Annotated in this window: 43 protein-coding genes; 19 read left to right on the top strand and 24 right to left on the bottom strand. The window is 31.8% G+C overall.

Features of this window, described 5'->3' with window-relative positions:
- Positions 1–77: 77 nt before the first annotated feature.
- On the bottom strand, positions 78–296 hold the full coding sequence (locus C6990_RS04420) for a hypothetical protein (RefSeq protein WP_182128759.1): 219 nt from the start codon (positions 294–296) through the stop codon (positions 78–80).
- Between the two features lie 86 nt (positions 297–382).
- On the opposite strand from C6990_RS04420, the gene C6990_RS04415 reads away from it, so the two are divergent.
- Positions 383–565 carry a hypothetical protein gene (locus C6990_RS04415; protein WP_182128757.1) on the top strand — a complete coding sequence of 61 codons (183 nt, stop codon included), beginning with the start codon at positions 383–385 and terminating at the stop codon, positions 563–565.
- A gap of 254 nt (positions 566–819) precedes the next feature.
- Here the strand turns inward: C6990_RS04415 and C6990_RS04410 are convergent, their stop codons facing one another.
- The gene (locus C6990_RS04410; protein WP_182128755.1) at positions 820–1,110 is read right to left on the bottom strand and encodes a hypothetical protein; all 291 of its coding nucleotides are present in this window, start codon (positions 1,108–1,110) and stop codon (positions 820–822) included.
- Between the two features lie 26 nt (positions 1,111–1,136).
- Entirely contained in the window at positions 1,137–1,964 is an 828-nt protein-coding gene (locus C6990_RS04405; RefSeq protein WP_182128753.1) for an MqnA/MqnD/SBP family protein, read from the bottom strand.
- Positions 1,965–2,047: 83 nt separating this feature from the next.
- Between C6990_RS04405 and C6990_RS04400 the strand changes: the two genes are divergently transcribed.
- The 3 genes from C6990_RS04400 (at position 2,048) to C6990_RS04390 (ending at position 5,797) form a co-directional block, all read left to right on the top strand.
- A complete protein-coding gene (locus tag C6990_RS04400; RefSeq protein ID WP_182128751.1) occupies positions 2,048–2,953 on the top strand; it encodes a sugar isomerase in 906 nt (301 codons plus the stop codon).
- Between the two features lie 48 nt (positions 2,954–3,001).
- Positions 3,002–5,194, top strand: a complete 2,193-nt coding sequence (locus C6990_RS04395) for an elongation factor EF-2 (protein ID WP_182128749.1) — start codon at positions 3,002–3,004, stop codon at positions 5,192–5,194.
- A 105-nt stretch (positions 5,195–5,299) separates the two neighbouring features.
- A complete protein-coding gene (locus C6990_RS04390; RefSeq protein ID WP_182128747.1) occupies positions 5,300–5,797 on the top strand; it encodes a hydrolase in 498 nt (165 codons plus the stop codon).
- 246 nt (positions 5,798–6,043) lie between these two features.
- Here the strand turns inward: C6990_RS04390 and C6990_RS04385 are convergent, their stop codons facing one another.
- Complete coding sequence (locus C6990_RS04385; protein WP_182128745.1) at positions 6,044–6,439, bottom strand: hypothetical protein; 396 nt, start codon at positions 6,437–6,439, stop codon at positions 6,044–6,046.
- A gap of 87 nt (positions 6,440–6,526) precedes the next feature.
- Here C6990_RS04385 and C6990_RS04380 point away from each other — a divergent pair, with 87 nt between their 5' ends.
- Positions 6,527–6,715 carry a hypothetical protein gene (locus C6990_RS04380; RefSeq protein ID WP_182128743.1) on the top strand — a complete coding sequence of 63 codons (189 nt, stop codon included), beginning with the start codon at positions 6,527–6,529 and terminating at the stop codon, positions 6,713–6,715.
- A 204-nt stretch (positions 6,716–6,919) separates the two neighbouring features.
- Here C6990_RS04380 and C6990_RS04375 read toward each other — a convergent pair whose 3' ends face one another.
- Genes C6990_RS04375 through C6990_RS04355 form a run of 5 tightly spaced genes read right to left on the bottom strand, consistent with a single transcriptional unit; the run spans position 6,920 to position 9,129 of the window.
- Positions 6,920–7,648 carry a 3D domain-containing protein gene (locus tag C6990_RS04375; RefSeq protein WP_182128741.1) on the bottom strand — a complete coding sequence of 243 codons (729 nt, stop codon included), beginning with the start codon at positions 7,646–7,648 and terminating at the stop codon, positions 6,920–6,922.
- Positions 7,645–7,815, bottom strand: a complete 171-nt coding sequence (locus C6990_RS04370; RefSeq protein ID WP_182128739.1) for a hypothetical protein — start codon at positions 7,813–7,815, stop codon at positions 7,645–7,647. Before C6990_RS04370 ends, C6990_RS04375 begins: the two co-directional genes overlap by 4 nt.
- Complete coding sequence (locus C6990_RS04365) at positions 7,812–7,952, bottom strand: hypothetical protein (protein WP_182128737.1); 141 nt, start codon at positions 7,950–7,952, stop codon at positions 7,812–7,814. The genes C6990_RS04370 and C6990_RS04365 overlap by 4 nt, the downstream gene beginning before the upstream one ends.
- Positions 7,949–8,101, bottom strand: coding sequence for a hypothetical protein (locus tag C6990_RS04360; RefSeq protein WP_182129132.1), 153 nt, complete (start codon positions 8,099–8,101; stop codon positions 7,949–7,951). The genes C6990_RS04365 and C6990_RS04360 overlap by 4 nt, the downstream gene beginning before the upstream one ends.
- 32 nt (positions 8,102–8,133) lie before the next feature.
- Positions 8,134–9,129: a TackOD1 domain-containing metal-binding protein gene (locus C6990_RS04355; protein WP_182128734.1), complete on the bottom strand. Its 996-nt coding sequence runs from the start codon at positions 9,127–9,129 to the stop codon at positions 8,134–8,136.
- Between the two features lie 228 nt (positions 9,130–9,357).
- Here C6990_RS04355 and C6990_RS04350 point away from each other — a divergent pair, with 228 nt between their 5' ends.
- From C6990_RS04350 to C6990_RS04340, 3 genes are read left to right on the top strand one after another with little or no spacing between them, the layout of a single operon-like run.
- The gene (locus C6990_RS04350) at positions 9,358–9,936 is read left to right on the top strand and encodes a hypothetical protein (protein WP_182128732.1); all 579 of its coding nucleotides are present in this window, start codon (positions 9,358–9,360) and stop codon (positions 9,934–9,936) included.
- A 42-nt stretch (positions 9,937–9,978) separates the two neighbouring features.
- Positions 9,979–10,206 carry a hypothetical protein gene (locus C6990_RS04345; RefSeq protein WP_182128730.1) on the top strand — a complete coding sequence of 76 codons (228 nt, stop codon included), beginning with the start codon at positions 9,979–9,981 and terminating at the stop codon, positions 10,204–10,206.
- Between the two features lie 37 nt (positions 10,207–10,243).
- Positions 10,244–10,474: a hypothetical protein gene (locus tag C6990_RS04340; protein ID WP_182128728.1), complete on the top strand. Its 231-nt coding sequence runs from the start codon at positions 10,244–10,246 to the stop codon at positions 10,472–10,474.
- 2 nt (positions 10,475–10,476) lie between these two features.
- On the opposite strand, the gene C6990_RS04335 is transcribed toward C6990_RS04340, so the two are convergent.
- Together C6990_RS04335 and C6990_RS04330 are read right to left on the bottom strand one after the other, a co-directional pair.
- Positions 10,477–10,902 carry a hypothetical protein gene (locus tag C6990_RS04335; protein WP_182128726.1) on the bottom strand — a complete coding sequence of 142 codons (426 nt, stop codon included), beginning with the start codon at positions 10,900–10,902 and terminating at the stop codon, positions 10,477–10,479.
- Between the two features lie 91 nt (positions 10,903–10,993).
- Positions 10,994–11,218 (bottom strand): hypothetical protein, encoded by a 225-nt coding sequence (locus tag C6990_RS04330; protein WP_182128724.1) that lies wholly within the window; start codon positions 11,216–11,218, stop codon positions 10,994–10,996.
- Between the two features lie 192 nt (positions 11,219–11,410).
- Between C6990_RS04330 and C6990_RS04325 the strand changes: the two genes are divergently transcribed.
- A complete protein-coding gene (locus tag C6990_RS04325) occupies positions 11,411–12,850 on the top strand; it encodes a coiled-coil domain-containing protein (RefSeq protein ID WP_182128722.1) in 1,440 nt (479 codons plus the stop codon).
- On the opposite strand, the gene C6990_RS04320 is transcribed toward C6990_RS04325, so the two are convergent.
- On the bottom strand, positions 12,851–13,468 hold the full coding sequence (locus C6990_RS04320) for an O-methyltransferase (RefSeq protein WP_182128720.1): 618 nt from the start codon (positions 13,466–13,468) through the stop codon (positions 12,851–12,853). It lies immediately after the preceding gene.
- Between the two features lie 99 nt (positions 13,469–13,567).
- Here C6990_RS04320 and C6990_RS04315 point away from each other — a divergent pair, with 99 nt between their 5' ends.
- Both C6990_RS04315 and C6990_RS04310 read left to right on the top strand, forming a co-directional pair.
- Positions 13,568–13,948: a DUF6659 family protein gene (locus C6990_RS04315; RefSeq protein WP_182128718.1), complete on the top strand. Its 381-nt coding sequence runs from the start codon at positions 13,568–13,570 to the stop codon at positions 13,946–13,948.
- A gap of 62 nt (positions 13,949–14,010) precedes the next feature.
- A complete protein-coding gene (locus C6990_RS04310; protein ID WP_255465193.1) occupies positions 14,011–14,325 on the top strand; it encodes a hypothetical protein in 315 nt (104 codons plus the stop codon).
- Here C6990_RS04310 and C6990_RS04305 read toward each other — a convergent pair.
- Both C6990_RS04305 and C6990_RS04300 read right to left on the bottom strand, forming a co-directional pair.
- A complete protein-coding gene (locus tag C6990_RS04305; RefSeq protein ID WP_182128714.1) occupies positions 14,322–14,528 on the bottom strand; it encodes a hypothetical protein in 207 nt (68 codons plus the stop codon). The genes C6990_RS04310 and C6990_RS04305 overlap by 4 nt on opposite strands.
- Positions 14,512–14,745, bottom strand: a complete 234-nt coding sequence (locus tag C6990_RS04300; RefSeq protein ID WP_182128712.1) for a hypothetical protein — start codon at positions 14,743–14,745, stop codon at positions 14,512–14,514. The genes C6990_RS04305 and C6990_RS04300 overlap by 17 nt, the downstream gene beginning before the upstream one ends.
- A gap of 85 nt (positions 14,746–14,830) precedes the next feature.
- Here C6990_RS04300 and C6990_RS04295 point away from each other — a divergent pair, with 85 nt between their 5' ends.
- On the top strand, positions 14,831–15,106 hold the full coding sequence (locus tag C6990_RS04295; RefSeq protein ID WP_182128710.1) for a DUF5615 family PIN-like protein: 276 nt from the start codon (positions 14,831–14,833) through the stop codon (positions 15,104–15,106).
- On the opposite strand, the gene C6990_RS04290 is transcribed toward C6990_RS04295, so the two are convergent.
- Both C6990_RS04290 and C6990_RS04285 read right to left on the bottom strand, forming a co-directional pair.
- A complete protein-coding gene (locus C6990_RS04290) occupies positions 15,099–15,665 on the bottom strand; it encodes a hypothetical protein (RefSeq protein WP_182128708.1) in 567 nt (188 codons plus the stop codon). The genes C6990_RS04295 and C6990_RS04290 overlap by 8 nt on opposite strands.
- Positions 15,666–15,679: 14 nt before the next feature.
- Positions 15,680–15,988 (bottom strand): hypothetical protein, encoded by a 309-nt coding sequence (locus tag C6990_RS04285; protein ID WP_255465192.1) that lies wholly within the window; start codon positions 15,986–15,988, stop codon positions 15,680–15,682.
- A gap of 2 nt (positions 15,989–15,990) precedes the next feature.
- Between C6990_RS04285 and C6990_RS04280 the strand changes: the two genes are divergently transcribed.
- The gene (locus C6990_RS04280) at positions 15,991–16,242 is read left to right on the top strand and encodes a hypothetical protein (RefSeq protein WP_182128706.1); all 252 of its coding nucleotides are present in this window, start codon (positions 15,991–15,993) and stop codon (positions 16,240–16,242) included.
- Here the strand turns inward: C6990_RS04280 and C6990_RS04275 are convergent.
- A complete protein-coding gene (locus C6990_RS04275) occupies positions 16,235–17,062 on the bottom strand; it encodes a hypothetical protein (protein ID WP_182128704.1) in 828 nt (275 codons plus the stop codon). The two genes, C6990_RS04280 and C6990_RS04275, sit on opposite strands and share 8 nt — an antisense overlap.
- 116 nt (positions 17,063–17,178) lie before the next feature.
- Positions 17,179–18,993 (bottom strand): CBS domain-containing protein, encoded by a 1,815-nt coding sequence (locus C6990_RS04270; RefSeq protein WP_182128702.1) that lies wholly within the window; start codon positions 18,991–18,993, stop codon positions 17,179–17,181.
- A 151-nt stretch (positions 18,994–19,144) separates the two neighbouring features.
- Here C6990_RS04270 and C6990_RS04265 point away from each other — a divergent pair, with 151 nt between their 5' ends.
- Positions 19,145–19,570, top strand: coding sequence for a bifunctional nuclease family protein (locus C6990_RS04265; protein WP_182128700.1), 426 nt, complete (start codon positions 19,145–19,147; stop codon positions 19,568–19,570).
- A gap of 57 nt (positions 19,571–19,627) precedes the next feature.
- Positions 19,628–19,846, top strand: coding sequence for a hypothetical protein (locus tag C6990_RS04260; RefSeq protein WP_182128698.1), 219 nt, complete (start codon positions 19,628–19,630; stop codon positions 19,844–19,846).
- Here the strand turns inward: C6990_RS04260 and C6990_RS04255 are convergent, their stop codons facing one another.
- Positions 19,847–20,047: a hypothetical protein gene (locus tag C6990_RS04255; RefSeq protein WP_182128696.1), complete on the bottom strand. Its 201-nt coding sequence runs from the start codon at positions 20,045–20,047 to the stop codon at positions 19,847–19,849.
- 36 nt (positions 20,048–20,083) lie between these two features.
- Between C6990_RS04255 and C6990_RS04250 the strand changes: the two genes are divergently transcribed.
- On the top strand, positions 20,084–20,476 hold the full coding sequence (locus C6990_RS04250; protein ID WP_182128694.1) for a hypothetical protein: 393 nt from the start codon (positions 20,084–20,086) through the stop codon (positions 20,474–20,476).
- A 161-nt stretch (positions 20,477–20,637) separates the two neighbouring features.
- Entirely contained in the window at positions 20,638–20,886 is a 249-nt protein-coding gene (locus tag C6990_RS04245) for a hypothetical protein (RefSeq protein ID WP_182128692.1), read from the top strand.
- On the opposite strand, the gene C6990_RS04240 is transcribed toward C6990_RS04245, so the two are convergent.
- The 3 genes from C6990_RS04240 to C6990_RS04230 form a co-directional block, all read right to left on the bottom strand.
- The gene (locus tag C6990_RS04240) at positions 20,883–21,143 is read right to left on the bottom strand and encodes a hypothetical protein (protein ID WP_182128690.1); all 261 of its coding nucleotides are present in this window, start codon (positions 21,141–21,143) and stop codon (positions 20,883–20,885) included. The two genes, C6990_RS04245 and C6990_RS04240, sit on opposite strands and share 4 nt — an antisense overlap.
- Before the next feature lie 181 nt (positions 21,144–21,324).
- Positions 21,325–21,465, bottom strand: a complete 141-nt coding sequence (locus C6990_RS04235) for a hypothetical protein (protein ID WP_182128688.1) — start codon at positions 21,463–21,465, stop codon at positions 21,325–21,327.
- Between the two features lie 383 nt (positions 21,466–21,848).
- A complete protein-coding gene (locus C6990_RS04230; RefSeq protein WP_182128686.1) occupies positions 21,849–22,940 on the bottom strand; it encodes a formate--phosphoribosylaminoimidazolecarboxamide ligase family protein in 1,092 nt (363 codons plus the stop codon).
- Positions 22,941–23,231: 291 nt separating this feature from the next.
- Here C6990_RS04230 and C6990_RS04225 point away from each other — a divergent pair, with 291 nt between their 5' ends.
- Positions 23,232–23,789, top strand: coding sequence for a UbiX family flavin prenyltransferase (locus C6990_RS04225; RefSeq protein ID WP_182128684.1), 558 nt, complete (start codon positions 23,232–23,234; stop codon positions 23,787–23,789).
- A gap of 7 nt (positions 23,790–23,796) precedes the next feature.
- A complete protein-coding gene (locus C6990_RS04220; protein WP_182128682.1) occupies positions 23,797–24,225 on the top strand; it encodes an SRPBCC family protein in 429 nt (142 codons plus the stop codon).
- On the opposite strand, the gene C6990_RS04215 is transcribed toward C6990_RS04220, so the two are convergent.
- Entirely contained in the window at positions 24,222–24,452 is a 231-nt protein-coding gene (locus tag C6990_RS04215) for a Sec-independent protein translocase subunit TatA/TatB (protein ID WP_182128680.1), read from the bottom strand. The genes C6990_RS04220 and C6990_RS04215 overlap by 4 nt on opposite strands.
- Before the next feature lie 27 nt (positions 24,453–24,479).
- Positions 24,480–25,271, bottom strand: coding sequence for a twin-arginine translocase subunit TatC (tatC, locus tag C6990_RS04210; RefSeq protein ID WP_182128678.1), 792 nt, complete (start codon positions 25,269–25,271; stop codon positions 24,480–24,482).
- Positions 25,272–25,286 lie beyond the last annotated feature (15 nt).

Below are 25,286 nucleotides of genomic sequence, written 5' to 3'. Positions count from 1 at the left end.
ATTTTTCATTTATTACTTTCTTTTCTTTCATCATACACTCATAATATTTGTAAACTTGAGCATTTGAAGTTTATAATCTATGATTCCTTATCTTCTATCTTTTTGATTTCTTTTTCTATTTTTTGAATATTTTTATTCCAAATTCCAATATATTTTTCTATTTTTTCAATCTCCTTTGAATCTGAATTTGATTTTATCAAAGAATCTCTTTTTTCTAAATGTTGCTTCAATCTCTTTTTAGAATCATCTAACTTTTTGTATTGAAATTCCAGGACTTTTTTTGTGATAAAATTCATAGATATTCAACTATTGCTCTTTAAATTTGAATGTGAAACTTAAAGATTAGGTTAGAATTTTTAATGAGGGATGAATTCTAATAATTATGGAAAAGTCAGATCAAGACACTGGTAGATTTGAAACAATATCTATTGAATCAAAAATTAGAGAAGGGGTTTTTCATAAAGTTGTTAAAGACTTGGAAACCGGAAAAGCTGTTTCTTGTTCTTGTAAATGTTGGAGCAAGGGAAATAAGCCTTGTTTTGGCATGAAAAGTATTGGAATTTAGAATCCAGATTTTTTCACGTATGATTCCTTAGTCGAGGTTAAATACAAATTTTGTAATAATGAGTTATGTTTGAATTAAAAAATAAAAAAATCTTCAAAGCAATTCAGAACAAATGGAATCAATTAGAGAATCCTGATGACGAATGGTAATTCAGAATTATGTTAAAATACAATATTTTAAAATCCTTGAAAAAGAGATAACTTGCATTCTTTGAAAATCTCTCTCTGAATTAACTAGCGTGGGATAGGAAATATCTAAAAGCCTTCAGGGGGTCTTTGAACAAAAACATTACACACCAATACATCTGTTTTTGAATCCCTGTATTGCACATTACAAGATACAAATTTTCCTTTCAACGCACGTTCAAGATCCTCTTTTGTTGTTTCCCCGTATTGAGGTTGGTCAGGATCATCTACTTTCCCAATCATTACTTTTTCAACTTTACCATACTCTTCTTGATTGTCTTTTCGTGTGTGGCTAACGAGTAATTCAAAGACGTTGTTAGTTAGGATTCCAATCACAGCTCCACCAATTCCGTCGCCCATGTTTTCAAAATTTTTTTGTTCTATAATTACTTGGTGGCTATACTAAGTTCAAAGTCTGGAACTAACTTCTTCTCCTTGGCCATTTCAAAGAGTTTTCTGATTGATTCTTCACCTGGATCTCCCATGTTGACTGTTACTTGGTTGACATACATTTTGACAAATTTTTCAATCAAGTCTTGTGGTTTTCCTCTAGAATACTGCATTGCATAATCAATTGCATCCTTAAAATGCTCCAAGCCAAATTCTATTGATGATTGAAGGTATTTGTCAAACTTTACAATAGTCTCCATACCCAAGTCTGTTTTCATTACATTGATTCCAAGTGGAACTGGTAATCCATTTGTTGTTTTGTCCCACCATTCGCCAACATCTAAAATTTTTACATTCCCTTCTTGCTCATATGACAACTGTGTCTCATGTATTACTAAGCCTGCATCCACCTTTCCTGATTTCACAGCTTCTGGTATATCGCTAAAATTCATCTCCACATAGTCAAATTTACCAATCATTAATTGTAGGAGTAAAAATGCAGATGTCATTTTTCCGGGAATGGCAATTTTACAATTTTTTAATTCATCAATTGATTTTTGTTCCCTCGCTGTAACAATTGGACCATATCCAATTCCAAAACTTCCACCACTTCTCAAGATAGTATAACCTGGGATATATGCACATGCATGAACTGAAACTGCAGTTACATCAAGTTGTGGATCTGTGGCTTTGCGATTTAGTTTTTCAATATCTTCAATTACATGGTTTACTTGAAAATCTGGTGAAGGAACTTTACCCGTGAACATTCCATAAAACATGAATGCATCATCCGAATCTGGAGTGTGGCCTACAGAAATTTCCATATTTCTTTCCAAAATTATCGTAATAAATACCAAAACCTAGACTAAATCGTTTTTCTAATATATGTAGAAATTTACATGTACTTATGAATTCAATTGAAGCATATGAGAAAGATATTGAATTTCAATTGGATTTTTTGAAATCTTTCAAGAAACAAAAAACTATCTCTCAAACTCTTCAAAAAAATATTTTGTTTGCCGGTAGTGGTGATTCACTTGCATCTTCAATGCTAGCCGAATCCTTTTCTAATGGGATTGTAAAAGCAATGGATCCATTAGATTTGTACTCTAATAAGAAACTTGTAAAATCAAAACATGTCTATTTTGTATCAATATCTGGAAACACTATTTCAAACATTAAGGTTGCAAAGTCTGCAAAAAAAGCAACTGCAATAACATCTCAAATCAAGAGTAAACTGGCAAAAGCATCTGATGAAACAATTCTGCTTTCAGCCCCTAATAATTATGTGTTCACTGCTGGAAGCATATCATTTTTGGAAAGTGCATTAACCTGCATTTCTTTGGTTAAAAAAATAATCATTCCAAAAAATGATAAATTATTTTTTCAAGCAAAATCTGATGCTCAAAAAGCAAAAATTTCAAAAAGAATCTTCATCTTGGGAAATCTCTATACCTATCCATTGGCAATGTATTGCGCTGCAAAATTCTATGAACTTTTAGGCTATGATACACATTACTGTAGAATAGAGCAGTTCTCACACATGGAATTATTCTCTTCGAAAAAAGGAGACACCGTGATTATTTTTGAGGAAAAAAACTCTCACAATAAACAACTAGGAAAAAACCTTCAAAAAATTGGCATAAATTTAATCCATTTTGATGTTCCCTCTGAAAAGACATCCCAAATGATTTATTGCACATTTTTCTCCCAAATGCTTTCTCTAAACGAGGCAAAAAAGCAAAAAAAGAAAGAATGCCATTTTGTTACACAAGAAAAAATTCGGAATGTTTCAAACCAAATGATCTATTGATCTTTTGCAAGGCTAAGGTTTAATACCTGAATACTAGGGTCTGCGAATATGGTAAAATTCAAGTCAACAGGTGAAGTTCTAAAAATTATCAAGAACAAAGACCAAATTCGTAACTTTGGTGTTATTGCTCACGTTGACCATGGTAAAACTACAATGAGTGACAGCCTTTTGGCAAACTCTGGAATTATTGCACCATCTGCTGCTGGCAAAGCTTTGGCAATGGATTTTGACAAGGAAGAACAAGCAAGAGGAATTACAATTTATCAAGCTAACGTTACTTTACACTTTACAAAAAATGATAAAGAATATGTCATTAACATGATTGATACTCCTGGACACGTAGACTTTAGTGGAAGGGTTATTCGAAGTCTTAGAGCAATTGATGGGGCAGTTGTAGTATGTGATGCAGTTGAAGGTATAATGACTCAAACTGAAACTGTAACTAGAATGGCTCTGGAAGAACGTGTAAAACCAGTTTTGTTTATCAATAAAGTTGATAGACTAATCAAAGAACTAAGATTAACTCCTGAAAAAATGCAACAGCAATTAGCAGATGTTGTATCGAACTTTAACCAATTAATTGATACATACGCTGAACCTGAATACAAGGAAAAATGGAAAGTATCCATTCAGGATGCTAGTGTGACATTTGGTTCTGCAAAGGATAGGTGGGCAATTAACCTTGATTTGATGAAAGAGCGTGGAATTTCATTTAAAGATGTAATTGATGCATATGAAAATGAAAAAGTTGCTGAATTAGTTGAAAAAGCACCCCTAGCTGATGCTGTACTTGGAATGGTAGTAAAACATCATCCAGCACCCCATGAAGCAGTAAAGTATAGAATTCCACAAATTTGGAAGGGTGATTTAGATTCTGATGTTGGAAAAGCATTGCTTGCATGTAGCGATGAGGGCCCAACCATTATGATGATTGTAAACATGGTTTTAGATCCTGCAGCGGGACCTGTAGCGATTGGTAGATTATTTTCAGGCAAAGTCAAAGATGGCCAAACAATTAACATTATTGATGCAAAGAGAGAGGGACGTATACAATCTGTAAATTTCTTTATGGGCAACCAAAGAGAGCAAGTAGGAGAATTAGGAGCTGGAAACATTCCTGCATTACTTGGACTTACTGAAGCTAGAGCAGGAAATACTTTGTCTTCTGTTAAAGACATCCCAATGTTTGAAGGAGTACACTATGTTTCAGAACCTGTTGTTCAAATCGCAATAGAACCTAAACATCCTAAAGATTTACCTAAACTTGTTGAAATTCTCAAGCAACTAACAATTGAAGATCCTAATCTTATTGTAAAAATTGATGAGGAAAGTGGCGAAACGATTGTTGCAGGTATGGGAGTTTTACATCTTGATGTTGCTACACATAGAATCCAAGATGCAAAATGTGAAATTGTTACATCTGAACCTTTGATTAACTATAGAGAAACTGTAAAGGCTGGTTGCGAACCAATCATGGCAAAATCTCCAAATAGACACAATAAAATTTTCATGAAAGTAGAACCGCTAGAGCCTGAAATTGCACACATGTTAAGAACTGGTGAAATCAGTGACATGAAAGACAAGAAAGTGGTTGCAGAGCTATTGAAGAAAGCTGGATGGGACACTGATACAATTAAGAGAGTAATGAAATTTGATTCTCGAGGAAATGTTTTGATTAATGGAACAAAGGGTGTACAATTTGTACAAGAATCTACTGATTCAATTAATTCTGGATTTGAAGAAGTGATGAAAGAGGGACCTCTATGTAAAGAGCAGATGAGGGATTGCAAGTTTATCTTTACTCACTTTGTTCCTCACGAAGACACTGCACACAGAGGACTCTCTCAATTAGGTCCTGCTTCTCGTAGAGCATGTATGGGTGCATTGTTAACTGCAGGAACTGCAGTTTTAGAGCCAACTTTAGCTATTGAAGTTCGTGTACCAACTGATTTAGTTGGAAACGTAGCAACAGTTCTTTCTGGAAAGAGAGGTAAAGTACTTGACATGTCCCAAAAAGGTGCCTCCAGTATCATCACTGGTGAAATTCCAGCTTCTGAGACATTTACACTATCTGAAGAAATGAGAGGTCAGACGGCAGGACGTGCAACATGGAATACTTCGTTTAAGGAATGGACTGAAGTGCCAAAATCAATGTTAGGACCAGCAGTTGCTGATATTAGAAAGCGAAAAGGACTTGCACCAGAACCACCAAGTGTCAACGAATTTATCGACAAAGAGTAAAAGGATACGCACCCTCTTTGTGAGTAAAATTGTACTGTAACTAGAATTATGATATGAGGTTGTTTGTTGAATAGAATTTAAAACCAAAAATTCAGTAAAAATACAATGTGTGCTATTTGGTTTGTATTCGAAAAAAAAGATACAGACTACTTTGCAAATATCATCAATGATCTAAGTTCTAAATATAATGCTCATCCCTTCAAACCCCATATCACAGCTTATGGGTTAGTCAATATCGATCTTGATGAATTAGACAATATCGTCAGAAATAGTATTCAAGGTGAAAAACAGTTTATCATTGAAAAAAGCAGTGTGTCCTATTCTGATGTTTTTTGGAAGACGTTGTTTGTAGAATTTCATCCAAACAAACCATTGACAAGAATAAACAAAAAATTAACAGAATCTCTTGATTCTATTAGTAAATATGAGTTCATTCCACATGTGAGTTTGATTTACAAAAAAATGAACCCTGATGAGCAAGAAAAATTAGCATTTTCTATTTCCATCAAAAATAATTTCAAAGTAACAGGAATGTGGATTCAAAAATTTCATGAAGATATAGACAAATGGAGGATTGTTAAAAAGTATGAATTTATTCAATGAAAAAACCTCACAGTCAAAAATTATGTGGAATTACTAAAGATATGAAGTTAATTTTTTTGATATAAATAAATAATGAATTCGAAAAACAAAAAATACCTCATTTTGCCACGTTAATCAACTGCACAATTTTACTGTCATATTTTAAAAAATCTAGTTGGTTTACTGTGATTATATCATTATTGATTAAAAATGATAAAAAGTTTACAAATTCAATATCTGATATTTTTCCTTCATCCCATAACTCTATTACTTTTTTAACCCATAGAGGTATTTATTTTCAAACTGTTCAAATTTTTTTGTAAACATTTCATTTAGTGCATCTACTTTGGAGGTATACTCTGTTTTGATTTCTTTTTGCCTATCTAGAAATTCATGAAATGCATTTCTGAGCATTTGGTTGGTTTGTTCAACTGTCGATGTTGAGTCTGATTCACTTTTTTCATAGATCTCTTGTTTTTTCTCCTTAAACTGAATACTCGATTGTTTGAATTTTTCTTTAAATTCCTTTTCAAGATTCCATCTTTGCTCATCATAGATTCTTTTGAGTTGCAAATATTCTTCATCAGAGTCAGCCATTACAAATGAAATCAGCCCAATAAACAAAGTAACTGTCAATCCGAAAATCAGGAATGTATTTAGCAATAATATCAAATGGCATTTTTGCCATTAAAAGTAAAGCACATCTTTTAGGAATAAAAGATAAAAATATTCTATATTAAATAATATTCAATGAATTTCAACTGTGTTTTCACCTCTTGTAATTACAAACATAATGATATTGAAGAGGAAGAATTCTTGAAACATTTGAAAGAAGTACATCGTGATGAAATTCTCGAAATTTCAAATAAAGAGAATATGGAAATTGAAGCAGTTGAGATGATTACAGTATCAAATTCTAAAGTCTTCATAAATTCTTAGATTCTAAACTCATATACCAATAATCACATATTATCATATACTAAAACTCATTACAATCGGAGTAATGGGATTGGGCGTTTTCCTTGTAGTAATGATGATTATTTCTGGATTGAGATCTTGAATACATCTTCATGATAGTTTACTGGATTGATGTGGATTTTTTTAACTAAGAAAATTTTTACTCTCAAAAATATTACCAAAAAATTATTCATCTATAAAACATGCCGAATTATTGTAACTTGTTATTCTGAAGGTCTCCTTTTCAGCCTCTATACCTTCTCCTGTAAAAACATCAATGTGCTTGTTCTTTACTGATTCGCCAACATCATTGGCAGTAAAAATTATCTCATTCCATGGTTCAATAAGGGATGAAATGAATATTTTAGAGCCCAATTCATATGATAAAGGATCAATAGCAATGGTTCCAACTTTTAATGTATTCCCAAAATTATCCAAAGGAACTTCATTTAGATGAAATTCATTTGAATACCAACCTAAATAATTTCCATTATTTGTTTTCCCCCAACCTTCTCTCTTCACAGAATCTACAAAATCATAATCATATTCAAAGAACTGATCATCAATTTTAATTTCTATGGCATAACTAGAGTAATCTGATTCTACAGGTATGAAGTACCCTGTAACATACCATCCATCATTACAAGAATTTTCTTCGTATACAAAGTCGTTATGTAATATAGTCAATAAAAAATTTGATTTATAGTCATATTCCTTTTGTAGTACTAATGGTAAGATACTTTTTTCATTTAGAAATTTTACTGCATTAATTAATTCTGCATCCGAAATTTTCTTTTCTGCCCAAAAATCATAAACATCTAATATCCAATTTGGGATTTTTGACTCTTTTGCAAACGATTCTTCTATTCCAATTATTCCAATCAAAATCACTGCAATTATAATTCCTAGTTTCATTTTTTGGTTTTTCTTTGATTAAGAAGTGATGTTATTTTTTTTAATTCAGAAAGAATTAAAATCTGAATTTCTTTTTCATTTAATTTCAAAAGTTCTTGTGCTTGCTCGTCTGTAATTTCTAATTCTTCGTCTATTTCTGAGTAGACATCATTGGCATTTTCAGTCATTCTTTATCCTGAATTTTACTCTTATTGTCTTTTTCATTAAAGAGTAGGTCTGAATCTCCCTCTTTTTTCTTATATTTCTCATACTCTTCTTTTTGTCTAATCATCTTTTCTCGTATTTTATCTTCAAATGACGTCATTCTTTTCTCTCTAATTCTTGAATTCTCTCTTCTAGTTTTTTTACTTTGTTCCTTAATTCTATATTTTCATCTCTAAGCGAATCAATCTCTTTTTGATGCAATTCATTTAGGTCCATGGATTTTTTTAGAATTTCTCCAAACTTAAGCATATTGGACTGGGTCTATCTGTGGCAAAAAACATTTACTGACTTAAATTTGAAATAGTATTGATTATTTCCTGATTAGTTATTTCTTCATTCATATTCTTTGATTCTAATGGTTCTTTCATCCACATGAATGTTGGACTGTCAATCCATTTACCATCAAAAAATGTGAATTTATTTCCACATTTAATACAGTTCAGATCAATCTCTGGATTTGGAAATCTTTCTTCACAGTCTTTACAGATAAACAAATTTGACATTATCCTATAATCTACCCCTATCGCTTTGATCTCTTTTTGACATTGTGGACAAATATCATCTTTAAACATTTTATCTGGATGAACTGAGCCACAATCATAGTGCTCGATTAATCTCGTTTCAGAAAAATTTGAACTTGTGCATTTTGGACAAGAAAATATTGTTGATGTATTTACTGAATTGCAATTGGAACATAGTATTTCTCTAATTGGATTCATTTGCATAACATCTCCTTTTGATTTTAATTTTTGCAAATATGTCAAAACTTGTTTTGTTGGTAATCCGCAATTTTGTGAAATTCTAGTTATGGTTGTGCGATGAACTGCTTTCAAATGTTCTTTTATTCTATCTGATTCTGTTTCGACTCCAGACGTTTCATCAAGTTCAAATTCTTCTTTAATTGTACTGATCACCTCTTTCATATTTTCAAAACGTAATGGTTTTGGCATGTAATGTGAAATCCCTAATGAAAATAAACTTCGTACGGATTCTTCATGTCTGTCTTTTGATGTCTCTAGAATAATTTTTGTTATTGGCATTTTTGATAATATGTTTGGAATAATTTCAGCTGCACTCATGTCCGGCAAATGATATCCTACAAATACAATGGGTGTGATTTCAATTTCCACTAATTCATTAAATTTTTGAATTCCCTCTTGACCCGTTTCTGATTCGATAATTTTTGTGAATCCAATTTTTTTAATATATTGAGATAGCATAATTCGTACAGCTTTACTATCCTCTATGACCAAAATAGTTGAATTGTAAAATCCCATGATCTCCATGAGTTTTTGGGATAATATTCAGATGTTTGAATGGCTTGAACGCACAAAAATAATCTAAATTACTGTGGAATATTGATGATTTCTCATCAATTCCCACATGTGTTAGGTGATCTGTCTCTCAAAATTTGTATTTAATATCGATGGATAATTCCTCTGTGGAAAATCTAGACCGATATTGATTAATAGATGACCTGTATATTATAGGTCGACCTAAATAAAATGAGTCATTATGAGCCTAATCTGAAAACATATGAGCGTGAAAGGATAGTTCTTGAAACTATTAGAAAACACCCTGATTTGCATCATAATGCCTTGATGAAGTTAATTGTTCCAGAATATATGGCAAAAACAACATTTGAAAAAACACGCAATTTACTGATTGATAAAGAAATCATTGTTGTCATTACAAAAGCAAATAGGAAATTTTATGCCCCGTCAAATAACTATGAGACAAAATCTCAGCACTATGTTGAACGAAACACTACAAACTGTTTTCATGATATAAAATCACAGATTAATAGACTGGATACGGATTATTCACATAAAGATATTGATGAGAAAATAAACCTCGCTAATCTACTCCTTAGAAATCTGCTTCAAACTGATAATGGTTTTACGATATTGGATGCTGTTAAAAATCCAAAGAAGACATTGTATAAAGATGAGCATTTGGAGATTCAGCAATTAATCCATAAGATTTTTGAAATAATCCGAAATGATTCTCATTCTCAGATAATATTTCCAGCTATTGTCAGTTATTTGGGGTTTATGCTGCCTCAAAATCTATTGAATAAATAGAATCCTATCTAGTTATTTATTCGGGGTAATCTTTAGATCACTATGGGATTGTTATATACAAAATTCTATCTTGATTTTGATGAAAATGACTGGAAACAAATCTCTAACAATCCAATAGTGTTTCAAACCCTAAAAGACAATGTTGGCATAGATATTGAAGATTCATCACACAAGTTATACAAATTGAATTTTAAAAAAGGTGGAAAACTGCATATGTTTAGAGTTACTGGAAGATTCCGTATTACTTGGGATGATGAAGACGTTTTCTAGTTGAATCAAATAATAATGGGATTTTTAAAATAATCATATGACTCTAGAGGAGCAAGTAAATATGGTCATAGATGACTTTGAGAATACGACATCCACACAAATTCTTGAAATTCTAGAAAAAATAATGCCTGAATTTAAAAGCAATTTGACATCTGAATATCTTCAGGGAAAAATACAAAAAATAATAGACTTGGATAATGAATCTGAAAAAAAGAAACAGTGTAAGGCATTAAGACCATACTTGGATTGGTATTTGCAAGGATTGTAATATTATTCTGAAAATAGTTTTATTTTTCGTAATGCCATTTTTATGGTATTTAGATCGTCTCTTGCTTCAACCATATTGCCTATGAGTTTTACAAAATATTCGTGACCCGTATCCTGTGCTTTCTTTATGTCTGCATCATAACAGGATAATGCTTTCTCAATAAATGGAATATCTTCTTCTAATTTCTTTATTGAATCAATATCTGATAGACTGTTTTGAATTTTTAGTATTGTTTTGTCAATTACGGGAATTGTTTTTACAGCTTGCTGATTTAGAACTGATGAAAACATTGCTGCAGAATCTTTTAGCTCTGGACTTTTTCCTATAGTTTTTAGTCTGTTTCTATAATGCTTCAATGCTTTGATGATTATTTCGTAACCGCCTTCATCCTTCAAATAGATTGATCCGAGCCAAAATTTTTCTGACATTTCTTAATTATCTAAATTTTGAATATATAATTTAGTTTTGTACTACTCTATCTTGAATGTGTTTTGATAAGAAGGTGTTATTCGTTGATGATTAAACGTCATAATTTTCTTGTATAGGTTGCTGACTTTTACTAATCAAGTTAAGCAAAATCCCTGCCAAAGTCACGCCCATTCCTGCAAGACCAATAAATGTTCCAATATTTTTAATCAATCTCAAATTGTAATCTGTTTGACCTAGTTCTATAGAGTAAAACATTACAAGACCAGATACAAACATGACTGATCCTATGATTATTATCGGAAACCCTGTTTTCATACCCCAGGTATTATGTTCTAATTAATAAACGAGAATATTTAGAATGATAATTTTTCCAATGTAATCCTATATCTGGAATTAATTTAGATTCTAGTAGTGATTCAAAGCACCTAAAATTCATGTATGTGTAAATTTTTTTTAAACAGTAATCTTTACCAAATTATATCAAAAATAATCAAAAAGGACTGAAAATTGAACCAATTAAGCTTAACAGAAACCATTGAAAGAATAGAATCGCTAATTGATTCTGGTAATGGTGATGCCGGTAGACTGTACCATATTTTAGAATATGTAAAAAATAGAGAACCTCTTTATCACTCTGATCAAGTCTATCTAGAAAACAAACTAAATTCATCATTTTCTCTTGAAGATGATTCTAACAATGAGGAAAATGATTTACTGTATAAAATTAAAGAACTAATAGAATCTGGAAATGGAGATCCTGGAAGATTACAACACATACATGATACAATTCTAAATGATAGATATCTGTATCAATCTGACATTCGATACTTGGAATCTAAACTTCATTCATCTGTCAAATTACAAAATATGTCTAAAGAATTAACTCAAACATCCAACTCCTCATCAACTGTTAATGAAATACATGAAAACCAGGAATCAAAACATAATCTTCGTGGAAGTATGCCAAAAGGATGGAATTCAAATGATACATCAAAAGAACTTGTAGAAATTAGTAAGGATATTAAAAATGAAGAGCACAAAATAGAACAACAGGAAAAAATATCTGACGAACTTAGTCATCAGCGAACAAAATTGACACAACTAATTAATCATAGAAAAGAATACGATCAAAAAATAACTCAAGAAAAATCATCTCTGGAATTACAAATTAAAGAAGAGAGGGAAAGGATTGAATCTCAAACAAAACTCTCTGAAGAAATTATTGCCCAAAAAGAAGAATTAATCAAAGTAAAAAAAGAAAGAGAAAAAATTCTTAAAGAAATTGATTCTGAAAAAAATAAAATCACAAACGAACTTACCAAACAAAAAAAGCAATTGGTACAAGCTCAATTAGAGCAGGAAGATATTGAAAAACAGGTTAAAACTGAGCAAAAATTGTTGGCTAAAATGGTTGAAGAGCAAAAATTACGCCTAGGAGAACAGGCAAAAATTGCTTACGAGATCAAATTGAAACAAGATGAATTAGAAAAAAGTAAAAATGAATATGATGAAATTCTCTCTCAAGTAAATGAAGAAAAAGCAAAATTTGAGGAATCTGAGAAATTAAAAAAATTAATTAAAAAACAAGAAGAAGAATTAATCAAAGCAAAAGAAGATAGATTAGAATCAATCAATCAAATTTCTAAAGAAAAACAAATGATTACAAAAAAGACTCAGCAAGAAAAAGCAAAATTAAAATCTCAAATTAAATTGACTGCTCAAATTAAAAAAGAAGAAAAGATTTATGATTCACTCAAAAAGAAACATGAAAAAATTGACCGCCAAATTCAGAATAAAAATAAAAAATTAAAAAAACAACAAGAAAAAATAAAAAAACAAATAGACGCTAAAAGCAAAAAATTAAAATCACTTGAAAAAAAACCAAAATCCGATAAACCAAAAAATAAGAAATCTTTACCAAAAAAAATCAAGCAAGAGAAAAAATAATTATTTTAGTTTGATCGTAATTTCTTCACCATTACCAATTTCTGATGTGATAGTTATCAAATCAGGATTTGCCTTCAAATAATTTGAAAATTTCTTCATCTCTTCTCTATATTTTTCTGGATACAACATATTGTCTGTAACTATTACTCCTTGCAATGAGACCATTGGTAAAATTAAATCAAAGTATTCTATGATGCTTTCCTTATCTGCATCAATTAAAACAAAATCAAAAAAATTCTTGTATTTTTCTTGTCTACTTAACTCCTTTAGGATGTTCATTGCATTGCCTGTTTTGATAAATATTGAATCATTGACCTCCGCTTTTTGAAAATTTGCTTTTGCTCGCCTAATTTTGGATGGGTTTTGCTCAATTGATATGATATTACCTGATTGTTCAGCAATTGCTTCTGCACACCAAATGGTTGAATATCCTACTGACGTGCCTACCTCGAGCATATTTTTTGCCTTTTTTAGGCGTAAAATCATGTTTAGCAATTCGCCTGTTTCTTTAGTTATTGTCAGCATCCTGTCCTCCGGTGGGATATTTACTTTCCTAGATTTTTCAAGGGATGACTGCGCTTCTAATTCTTCGAGAACCTTTACGATTGATTCTTTCATAAATTAGCATACTCTCAAATGAATTTAACTATAATTCCACGCTTTTTATTTCTAAAACGTTTTGATAGCTTATATTTACCAAAAATATTTTTCAAACACATGGCATCAGCAAAAAAAATTGATCTTTTAGACATTGTTCAAAAAATCTTAAACTTGGATCCTAAAATGAGATTTGCGGCTATAATTGATCCAAAGGGTAACATTCGTGAAGCAATTATGAAAACGGGAAAAACCAACTTGAAAAATCAAAAAGAAGAAGAGCATTTCTGTCAGCAGGTTGCTCAAAGAAGATCAATGAGAAAAGAATTTGATCGCTCACTTGGAAAAGTTAGATATGTGCATGTGGAACGAGAAAGAGTTTCTCAAATGGTTATTTACACTAAAAGAAATATTGTATATTTTACTATGGAGCCTGAAATGCCAATTGATACTAAAATTAGATTGATTACCCGCATTAAGAAAATAACTGCTGACCTTTAGTCTTTATTTCATCTCTAATTCTTAATCTCATGATATTTCACAAATATCTTGGCGATTCTAAAATGTTTGAATATGACAAACATTTTCGAGAGTGTCAACAACTAAACAAACCTTTCATAAAGGCAAGGATGAACCCCAATAATGAAAATTATCATGTTGAAATTGATTTGATTACTTGTAATTACAATCTGACAAAAGAAGAACAAGAAGAAATTATAAAACTATTCCGGGAGGAGATAATTTTTACTAAATCTTCACTTGATACAAAAAAATTTAGTATGGATGAGGAATTGGCATGGTTTGATGGAATCCCTTCTGAGCACGTTGAAAATTTTTGTAATAATCTATATGACTTGACACAAAAATATCATGTTTAAAATCTAATCAGATTTTTTAAAATTTTATCCACAACTTGAACTTCTTTTCTTCTTTCTTTTATGATGGTCTCATTCCATTTTTTTGCAAATTCTGATTGTTTGTCTAGTTTTTCTAATTCTTCAATGTATTTTACCAAGTGAATTTTGTAGTCTTGAAGCAAGTCCAAGTGTTTATTGTGGTTTTTTTCAGTTGGTGTGGCCATCCCATTCCTCTTCTTTTATCTCTGGAAACATGTCTTTTATTCGCTTTCTGTCTTTTTCCATTGCATCAATTCTATTTTCTAGATGATCTTTAATGGCCTGCTCACTTTCCTCTTCTTTCTCTTTTTGAATATTTGAAATGATTTGGGATAATGATTTGTAATAAGCAATATGGTCAATTTTGGATCTTTTTGATTTGTCATCTTTTTTTACATCCATAAGAAATTGATAATTTGTTTTAAAATAAGTATTTGATGATTTACTTTATGTTTACACTAATATTGAATTTGAACTATACAAAATCATGAAAATTTTGGTTGATGAAAATTTAGATGGTATGGATGAGCGACTGAAAAAATTAGGTTATGATGCTCAAAGCGTACGAAAGCTTCAGTTAGAAGGTAAAAAACTAGGATCTGACTATTCTATAATTAATTATGCTCGTGAAAATGACATGATCATAGTAACCAAAGATACTGAATTTCGTAAGGCAAGTGAGGAAAATAACTTCCCCCTAATTCTTCTGGATGATGAAGAAATTCTTAAAGTAATTATAGAAAAACTAAAAAATTTTAATTAACATTGTTTGAATCCATTTGTGATATTCTTAAATTTGCAAGTATTTCATTTAAGAAATCCTCCTCTGGCTGATGTGCAATATCTTCCATGATAATTTCCCAGCAATCCTCAATTTTTCTATTAATCTGTGAAAACATTTTGTCTTTTTTAAATGCTGGATAATATGATAATAACTTCATTATCCCATCTGTTGATTGGACGATGTGTATCAAGTGAATGGTAGCTCTTAATCTTTCATGAAATGAGAATTTCTCTTCGCTACTTAATTTACTATAATTTTTTATTTCTTCATAGACCGTTTCAATTTCTTTGTGTAAATTTTTGAGTTGATTGTTTACTGATTCGTATAAATTTATCAATTCATATTCTATGTGCGACCTGCTTAGGACTTTCTTTTCAATCTCCCCTGATTCTACTAATGAACTGATTTCTCTATAAACTGTTTTTTCGTTTCCCATTTTTTTAATTACTCTTTTGGCCAGCTCAGTACCTCTGATTTTTCCATTTTCATTAAGAATTCGAATAATTTCAGTTCTGATAATCTGTGAATTTTTATCCATGATTTCTCCCTGAATTATTTTTGATATTTCCTCAGTACTGCTTTTTCACCATTTTCATTAATCTCTTTTACTAGTAATTCTAAAATTTCTATTCCTTTTTTGATTGGCTCTTTGTTGATATTTTTTAAACCCAAGTTTTTTTTGAGCACGTTTTTTTCATTATTAATAAAGCTCAACAAACTCACATTTTCTCCCATATTGAGATTTATGAAAAAATCAACATATTCTGTGGGTGACTTTATGCCCATGTTCTCTAATTTTGTGTCTTCTATTTGTTTGAACCCAGATAAACTAAGTTTATTTAGAATTTTTAGATTATTCATGCATGGATAGTTGTGATGGACGTGTTCGCGCATACAAAAATGGTAAAACATTTGATGAATGCAAAAAGATCGCAGAATCAATGAATCCTAACTTTAAAAAATTCATTGAGGAAAATGGAAAGGTTTTGTGGACTGAAATTTTAGAACAGGTAGATCATGATGAATTATTGTATAAACTTACACTAAAGTATCTTCGACGTGATGGCTATGATATTGGGAATCATAAAATCCCTGAAGTTAAAAAATTCACTTAGTATCTATTTTACAACTGCCATCTGAATTCCTTAATTTTTTTGCCATTACATATGGTGTTATTATTAAAACTGGAATTGAGATTGCAATGAAAAATGTCTGCATTTGAGCCAATGCAATTGATAGTGCAATTCCACTTGCAGTTCCAATAAAAATTGACAAAAATGTTCCTGCACATGTTGGACATGCAATGAATAATCCTGTTGCAGCCCCTATGGTGCTAATCCCTCTCCCCTTTTTTGATATGCTGTATGCACTAACAGCAATTGCAGCATTTAATCCTACTAGGTATGAGACAGTAATTTGTAATACTAAATTAATTGGAATGATTTGTAATCCTACATGTTCTGTTAGATACACGATGATTTTTGGCATGTAACCTGGCCCGTCACAGCATGGGGCAATAAACCCTGATGGGATTGTTGCACCATAATGAATTGCAAAATTTACTTCTGGTTGATACACCAAAGTCCCTGATATTAGTGAGAAAAATATTCCATATCCTATGAATGTGACAACAAAAATTTTACGTGATTTTGAATTCCATACTGTTAATGCAATTATTGTTGATAGATCTTTTTGTTTTCCAGCAACCTTACCTTTACAATACCGATACAATCCAATGGCAATTGTTCCAAATGATGCAACTAAAGTAATGTAAAACCCATAAGCTATTCTTTGAATTGAATCAATTGCGGCTGGAGTCAGTAATTCAGGATCTTGATATCTCGAATAGAGCAAAAACAGTATTGAAATTGTAACAAATCCTACTATGATTAACTTTTTACCTTTACTAACAATTTTTTCAAACTCTGCCTCCATAATCTCTACTTCTGTTTAATGAAATTAAATTCTATCCAATCTGATACTGGTTCTTAATTGATCTGGTATTGTATTGGTATGACTTAAAATCAAATTTTATGGTCAAAAATATTTTTTTAACTAAGTTTAGGCACAAATATGTAGATTATTGCAATTATTTCTAATCTGCCAAATATCATTAAAAATCCTAAGACGATTTTTGTTGCAGGATCTGTCTCCAAATCAATAACTCCTGCGGATAACCCTCCTGTAGTAATAACTCCTGCAGCTTCAAAGAATCCATCTTGAAATGAAACCTGCTCGGTTTCAGCAAGATGCAGTCCTGCAATTGCAGAAATTATTGGGAATAATGCTAATATAATTAAAGTTGAAATGATTTCTTTTTTTGTCTCCATTGATAATCCTGATCTTTTTGCTTTACTTAGAAAAGATCCAATGTGTCTCAAATGCATTAGTCTGAAAATCTTTAGACCTCCAGCTGTTGAAAATCCACATCCTCCAATTATCATTAAAATTATTAGAATTGCATGTGCCCCTCCACTTAAACCTGCAAGACTACTCATCTGCAATCCAGCTGTTGTACTTGCCGATACTGAATAAAAAGCGCTTTGTAATGGATCCAATCCACTAATTGATATGAATAATACTGTTGCACTACCTAATATTGCAAAATATGTCAATACCTCTTTTCCTAATTTTGGAGACAAGAATTTCTTTCTTACAAATGCATAGTGGAATGTAAATGGCAATGCTCCTAAAATCATTCCGCCCATCAATATCAAATGTTCTTGCCATACCAAATCATGTAGTATTGTAGATGTTGGAACGAATCCACCTGTTGCAAGGGTACTCATTGCTAATGCGAAATTGTCTATGATGTTATTTTCCCCAAAAACATACAATAAAGATGCAACAATGACAATGTAAATAGAAAATATGATTGTAATTGTTAGGAATAACTCTTTCATGTGTAATGTTCTGCCTGAAATAAAACCGCGCATTGATTGCAATTTTGACTCTGGATAAAATGCTGTAATTACCAAATAGATGAAACTCATTCCACCTACTAATTGTGTATAACTACGAAAAAACGTAAAACTCTGAGAGAGATTTTCTGGTTCTTGAAATAATGAGATTCCTCCAGTTGTAAATCCCGCAGCACTTGAAAAGAAGGCATTTGAAAATGCCTCGATACCTGTTTCATCACTTGGCAGCACATACAGATATGGGACTGTGCCAAATAGGGTTAGTAAAAATAAACTAGAAAATACTAGAATTGATGCTTGCTGAAGATTAAGACTTGATTTTTCCCCATAAGAGTTTAGAAAGAATCCTGTTACAAGTAATAGAACTGTTGTGAGATAAATTCCAGTAGCAATAACTGTATCTTCTAATATTGTTGCAAGAATAGCTGGAACCAGTAACAGTACTCCTGCAAACTGTAATACGAATCCCAAATTACCAAGAATAGCTTTTACAGGAGGGCTCAAAAGACGAGGTGGTGTACCTGTTGCATCCCGAATCACATTTGCAATTGTTGCTTGAAAAATCATTCCAATTACAAAATTTTTCTTTGATATTACTGGTAATTTTCTAATTCCATTATCTCGCATAATATGCAATGCGTCTTGCAGCGTTGATTTCTCATTAATTGTAATTAGTGGGGTTGTCATGATGTCTTTTAGTCTAGTTGCTTCTGCGTAAACTGTGACATCACTTACTTTTCTTAGAATGTCATCATCTGTAACGATTCCAACTGGAAGTTTATCTGCATCCGTAACAACGATGTCGTCAGTTTCATAGTGACGCAACATTCTAGCTGCCTCTCTGGTTTCAGTTTCCATACTCAATATCAAAACATCTTTGTCCATGTATTTTGTAACTGATTTACTCAGAACATATGATACTGCTCGCTCTGGATTTTCAGACATTAAGCTACCCACTGCTGTTGATTTTAAATAATTTGGGGTTACGCGTAGCCTCTGATCGAATAAAAATAGTTCACAAATTATCTCTTCAATTTTTGATCTGAAAAATTTGCTATCTTTATAAGCTTTAAACCGATAGTTTATGCGTAATATCATGGAAATTGATCAAGCACAAGAACCTGATTACGAATCTGTAAAAATTGATTATGTTGGATTTGTGGATCCGTATGCTGTAGAGGGAATGGTTGTCCTAAAAGCTGATAGTGGAAAAGAATTTCACATGAGAGCTTTTTCAGGTGAGGTTGCTAGACATATCTCCAGTTTTGGTGACACTGATGGGGAGTCTGCACCATCAATTTACAAAATGATAGAGGAGATTTGTGAAGAAAATGAATTGGTTTTAGTCAAAGTAAAAATCTATGAAAGCGGGGAGGTCTTACGTGCAAATTTGTATTTTACAGGCAAAAAAGATCTTGTATTGCGAAATTATCGAGCCTCAGATGCCATGGCTCTGGGGGCATTTTACAATATCCCTATTCTTGTTAGAAAAAATCTCCTAAAAGAAAGCATGGAGGCATAAATTTTGAAATTATTGTTGATTAGAATAGTTTTTTTCATAGTGTCTTTGTAGAATTATGTGAATGAGCAAGAACAGTTAATGGATAATTTACTTAATGTAGATCTTGAAATTATTGATGTTGTAAGAGAACTTAGTCAAACCAAATGGGATTCTGATTCATTAAAATCCCAAGTTGGAGATTTACTCAAAATTCGAGATGAAATGGTGCAAAAACTAATGTCTTCCAAAGGTGATGAAAATCAATGTGATTGTGGACATGATCATTCTCATGAATAGTTAAATCTCTTCAAAAAAATTCTCTGGGAACATTTTCTTTATTTTTGACATCTCTAATTGGTAATTTTTAATTTTTTGATCTATTTCAATGACTTCGTTTTGTAAAGAGTTTTCTTTTCTTTTTTTCAAAACTTTGATTTGATTAGACAGTGTTTTGTACATTATAGAATACTCTGGATATTTTTCAGGCAGCTCTCCCAATAGCTAGATTAAATATACATCCTATTAATACTGGTTATGAAATTTTTGCTTCTTTCATTTTTTCTTATGATGATTGGTGTGAGCACAGCATTTGCAGATCCAGTTAACACTGAAGTATCTTCTGAAATTAAAACCCATTTTGTCGATGAGCAAATCATGATCGTGGCCGATATTTCAAACAATCAGGACATCCAACAAAATTTTGCATACATTACCCAAGTAAGTAATGAGAATAATGTTGTGATATCATTATCTTGGCTAACTGGTTCTTTGTCTCCTAACCAATCTTTTTCTCCTGCACAATCATGGATTCCAAAGGAAACTGGCATATATCATATCCAAGTCTTTGTTTGGGAAAGTATTGATATTCCCTCAGCACTATCTCCACCATTATCTATGACTGTGGATGTTATTGATATGCAATCTTGATTATATTTCTAAAAATGCTTCATAATTCGGCAAACTCATCATCTATCAGTATAGCTTAGTTTGTTGATTAATCATCAGCATTTTCTCTGATGTTCTCTATCGTATAATATTATGCACTGAATAATCAGAACCTTTTTGATGTAATTCCATGTGTTAATCTTATGGTCAATTTTGAAAAAATATACCAAAATGTAGCATCACAAGTTATTCAAAGATGTCATGGAGCAATAAAAATTACCAAACATGGAAAAATCATCGAAGTTTATGATACTAAACGTCATATCTGGAGTCATGGTTTGGCCGGTCTTATAATTAAGGAAGAATGTAGAAATGCAAATCTCAAGGAATGGGAATTTGCAAATGTCAGAAATTATGTTATTCGGGAATTGCTTGGAAAATACAAAAACTAGTATCCTACCTTTCTAATCAAATGTGGCTCTTTTAGCATAATTATATCATCTTTAGTTGAAGATAATTCCACTTTTTTCAAATTGTGGTTTGTTATTACAATCAATGTCTCGCATCTTGTACACAAGATAGTTTTTCCATTTGATCTTTCTTCTCTTACTATGTTCTTCTCTAATCTGTCTTCTTTTTGGCATGTAAGACAAAGTCTTGGTTCATTTAAAATACTGACTATCTCTTTTATGAAAATAGTTTTCCCCATACTGTGTTGATCATAAATGACCACTAAAGAGTTTGTATTGTTAATTGGCATCAGCAATTCCATTTTGAATGTCAAACCGCTTTAATCATTCAAAATTAGAACGAATGGTATTCAGTATATTTCCAATCTAACCAATTAACAAAGTTGTAAAGTCTTTACTGAAAATATATTTTTGTACTTTTTAAAGACCTTTTTTTAAAATTTCATTCACTGCTTTTGAATAACTATATGATGCAGCCTGTTCTTTGATCTTTCGTGCTTGAATCGTACGGATTTTTTTATCTAGATCATCTGGTATCATAATTGTAACTCTTTTTCCCATGATCATATTTCTCAATTACCGTATTTTAGGGACATTTCAAATTACTAATAGTGCCAACTCTATTCATCAAATTTGATTGCTAATGCCTAACTAAAATTTATAATTATTTGTTATTTTTATTCAAAATAATCATACTAAATGTTAAATAGTTATTTGTCTTATACTAATTGATGTCGTTAGTTGAAAAATCTGGCGATTAGATTGCGCTGCCCCGCAGAACGAATAAAGGCAATCAAGCGTTTAGACGTTTGACCACGAGAGGGAATCTCTCATAGTTCTGCAGTTAGGGGTTTGCGCCTTTAATTTTTCTTTGTGGAACTTTCTATAATGAATTAACTGCTAGAATTTTGTAATTGACAATCTTAATTTAAGAAATAAAAAATCTATGTGACTATTTCATCTAGACGGCCTTCCTCTTGGGCTCGTTTTATCTCCATGGCAATTCTTCTTCCCACTCCAAATGTTGTACCATATTGATATTTTGTATATGGACTAGTTGTGGCAACTATTGGATTTCCTGGAACTCTTAATGAAACATCGTATACTATCAATTCCAAATCTTTTGTAATTACACTTTGAAGTGAAAATGGTCCGATAATTCCAGGTGCATATTCTCTTTTTACAGCTGCTACAAATTTGTCTCCCATCTTTATGACTTTTTCAAGAAGGGATTCTCTGATGCTTGCTGGGGTGTGGCCAACTTCAATATTTTGTAAATCCACATCAATGTCTAGTTGCTGCTTTGCTGGTAATGCATTATAATCATGAATGTTTGTTTGTAATCTTCGCTCAATTCCAATAAAATCTACCTGGTCTGAAATTGGTGTGTGGAAGAAATTAAAATTCATGTATGTTCCAATTGCCAATTCCTCAATACTTGATTTTTCAAGATCCTTTCTTGAGATTACACCTTGCTTGATTTTTGATTCTGATTTTTCTACAAAATCTTTGTATGATGAAACTGTGAAGAATGCTCTTTCTAGAGGCCTATTTTTTTCTTGAACTTTAACTATACATGGCTTGTTAATTTTTTTGGGGTCCTTGAATAATTTGGGGTATTTTATTCTGGCTTTTTCTAGCAAGTAATACTGTCCTTTTTTTGCAGTCCTTTCCTCTGCTTGGAACAATTTCCTATTTCCAAAAATAGGAACTTTGAATGAATTTTCAATTGTTTTGTAACCTAGATAAACTGTGAGTGATCTGTGTGGAACAATAATTGTATTTGAATCTCGTAATATTTTCTGATTTTTTGCAGAAGCCATATCTTTGAATTTGTCTAAAACAATAACCTCATCTGCAATCCTGTTAAATCTTTGATAAGGCCCTTCCCTTCCCTTTTGGCAGAAAACTTTGGTTTGAAAATCCTCATCTTTTGCACCATCCATAATTTCTAATGCTGAATGACTTCCTAGAACTCCAATTTTGACATCTGAGTAGTCATTAACTATTTTTTTAATCTCAGAACTTTTAATCACATTATGCCTAGATATGGGGAGCTAATATAGCTAATTTTCAAGATCGGCCAAAATCACAAGATTTTTCCCTTCACTGATACTATTTTAGATATGCTATATCATTTTGAACTCCAAATGGCTGGAGTAATTTTACTCACAGCCATGACTGTTGGTGGAATTTCATTATGGATAAAGCGTCGAAAAATGAAACAAGAATCAGAACTTGAAGAATCTGAAAACACCCAAAACATCTAGTGCCAATAATTCCTTCTTATCTATTAGATAAAATACTACACATCCGTAGAACAGTTATTGAAATTAGTTATTGGAATTACTGGTAGTACTGGTGTCCTCTATGGAATTAGGATGTTAGAAACCCTCAAGAAATTAGATATTGAATCGCATTTGATAATGTCTGAGTGGGCCCAAAAATGCATCTCTATGGAGACTGACTATACAATTGATTATGTAAAATCTCTTGCATCAACTATTTCTGATGAAAAAAATATGGCATCAAGTGTTTCTAGTGGAACACATAGAATTGATGGCATGATTATTGCTCCTTGCAGTATGAAGACATTGGCAGCAATTGCCAATGGCTATGATGACACATTAATTGCAAGGGCTGCCGGTGTCACGATAAAAGAGTCTAGAAAATTAATTTTAATGGTGAGGGAGACTCCATTATCTGCAATCCATTTAGAAAATATGTTAAAGCTTTCTAGATTGGGAATTGTGATTTTGCCTCCAGTAACTGAATTTTATACAAAACCCAAATCCATTGATGATATTGTAAATCATGGAGTTGGAAAATGTTTGGACCAATTTGACATAGAGCACAATTTATACCCTCGATGGGGTACCTTCTAAATCACTATTGCCAAAATTTTCTTTAGAACGAATTATTGACGCAAAAAGGGAATCCGTCTTTAAAATTTTTTCCGAGTACGAGAACTATCCAAAATTTTTCCCAAAACATTTCCCGTCAATTCGAGTTCGCTCTGTTCGAAATAATGTTTCAGTTGTAGAAGAATATTTGCGACTTGGTGATAAGGAATTTCTTATCATGGCAAAACATGTATCGGACTCTCCTGTATCTCATGAGGTTTTTGTTATTGGAGGGGATGCAAAGGGAAGTATCTTTAAGGAAAAATTCCTTGAACTTGAAACTGGGACCAAAGTTATGGTTGAAGTTGACTTTAAAATTAAAGGAAAACTAAAGATTTCAAGCTTATTTGGAAAAAATATCTTCGAGAATGACTATGCTAAAATTTTAGATGATTTTGTAAAAATTGCAGAAAATTAATCTGATTTAATTTCTTTATCTTTGGAGGCTTTGCTTACTCCCTCTTTGAATTCTTTTAGATCTTTATCTGCCTCGATCTTTCCTTTTTCAAATTCTCCCTTTGCTTTACCAAAAGTCTTTGCAAGTTCTGGGATCTTCTTTGCACCAAAAATGAACACTACTGCGATAATTATGATAAAAATCCACTCTTGCCCTGCAATGAAATTTGATAACTCCATCCCTAACATTGTAATATTATTTGATTAAATTTGGATTTAAGTGTTCAACTTTTTGCGCTCTTTACGCTCAATCACTGCCATGCCTATGCCATAAAGTGCAATCATTGGGCCCGCAATAAACCACATTGTAACACCGCTGCCATCTGGTGTGATGATTGCTCCAAAGATCACAATTATGACAATTGCATATCTGATATTTTTTCTCCAAAAATTAGAATCAACTATACCTGAAACAGAAATTGCATACATTACAAGTGGAAGCTGAAATGAAAAACCAAATGCCAGTAAAAATTGTAGAACAAATGTGACAAATTCTATAACGTTGAGAAAAGTTACAAGACCTGCCGATTCACCATATCTGTACAAAAAATCCAAAATATATGGAATTACTAAATTATATGAAAAGATACACCCTGCAACGAATAATCCTAAAGCAGGAAGTGTGATATTTCTACTAACATGAATTTCGTTTTCTTTTAATGCTGGTTTGATAAAACCTACCAATTCTTTTACAATTACTGGCATTCCTACTACGATTCCTACCAGTGCTGCAATGTACACTTGTGCAAAGAAAGCTTGTCCGGGGGCTGTCTGAATTAACTGGACGTCTTCTGGGACAAGATTAGTTTTCATATGATTTGTAATTTGAGCTGCAATGTTGTTTAGCGGTTCAGGCAAAGGATAGTAGATAGTAACCCCTGCTATTTCGATGGGCTCTGCATGAAAAGTCAAAATGAACGCAGTGATTATGCCGATAATTAATACAATGCGAAGTAATCTTTTTCTTAACTCTTCTAGGTGCTGATTTATGCCATCCAATTCAGACATTGGATAACTTTGCAT

The sequence above is a fragment of the Nitrosopumilus sp. b3 genome, from assembly GCF_014078525.1.
Taxonomy (GTDB): Archaea; Thermoproteota; Nitrososphaeria; order Nitrososphaerales; family Nitrosopumilaceae; genus Nitrosopumilus.
This window is presented reverse-complemented; position numbering and strand designations above follow the sequence as displayed.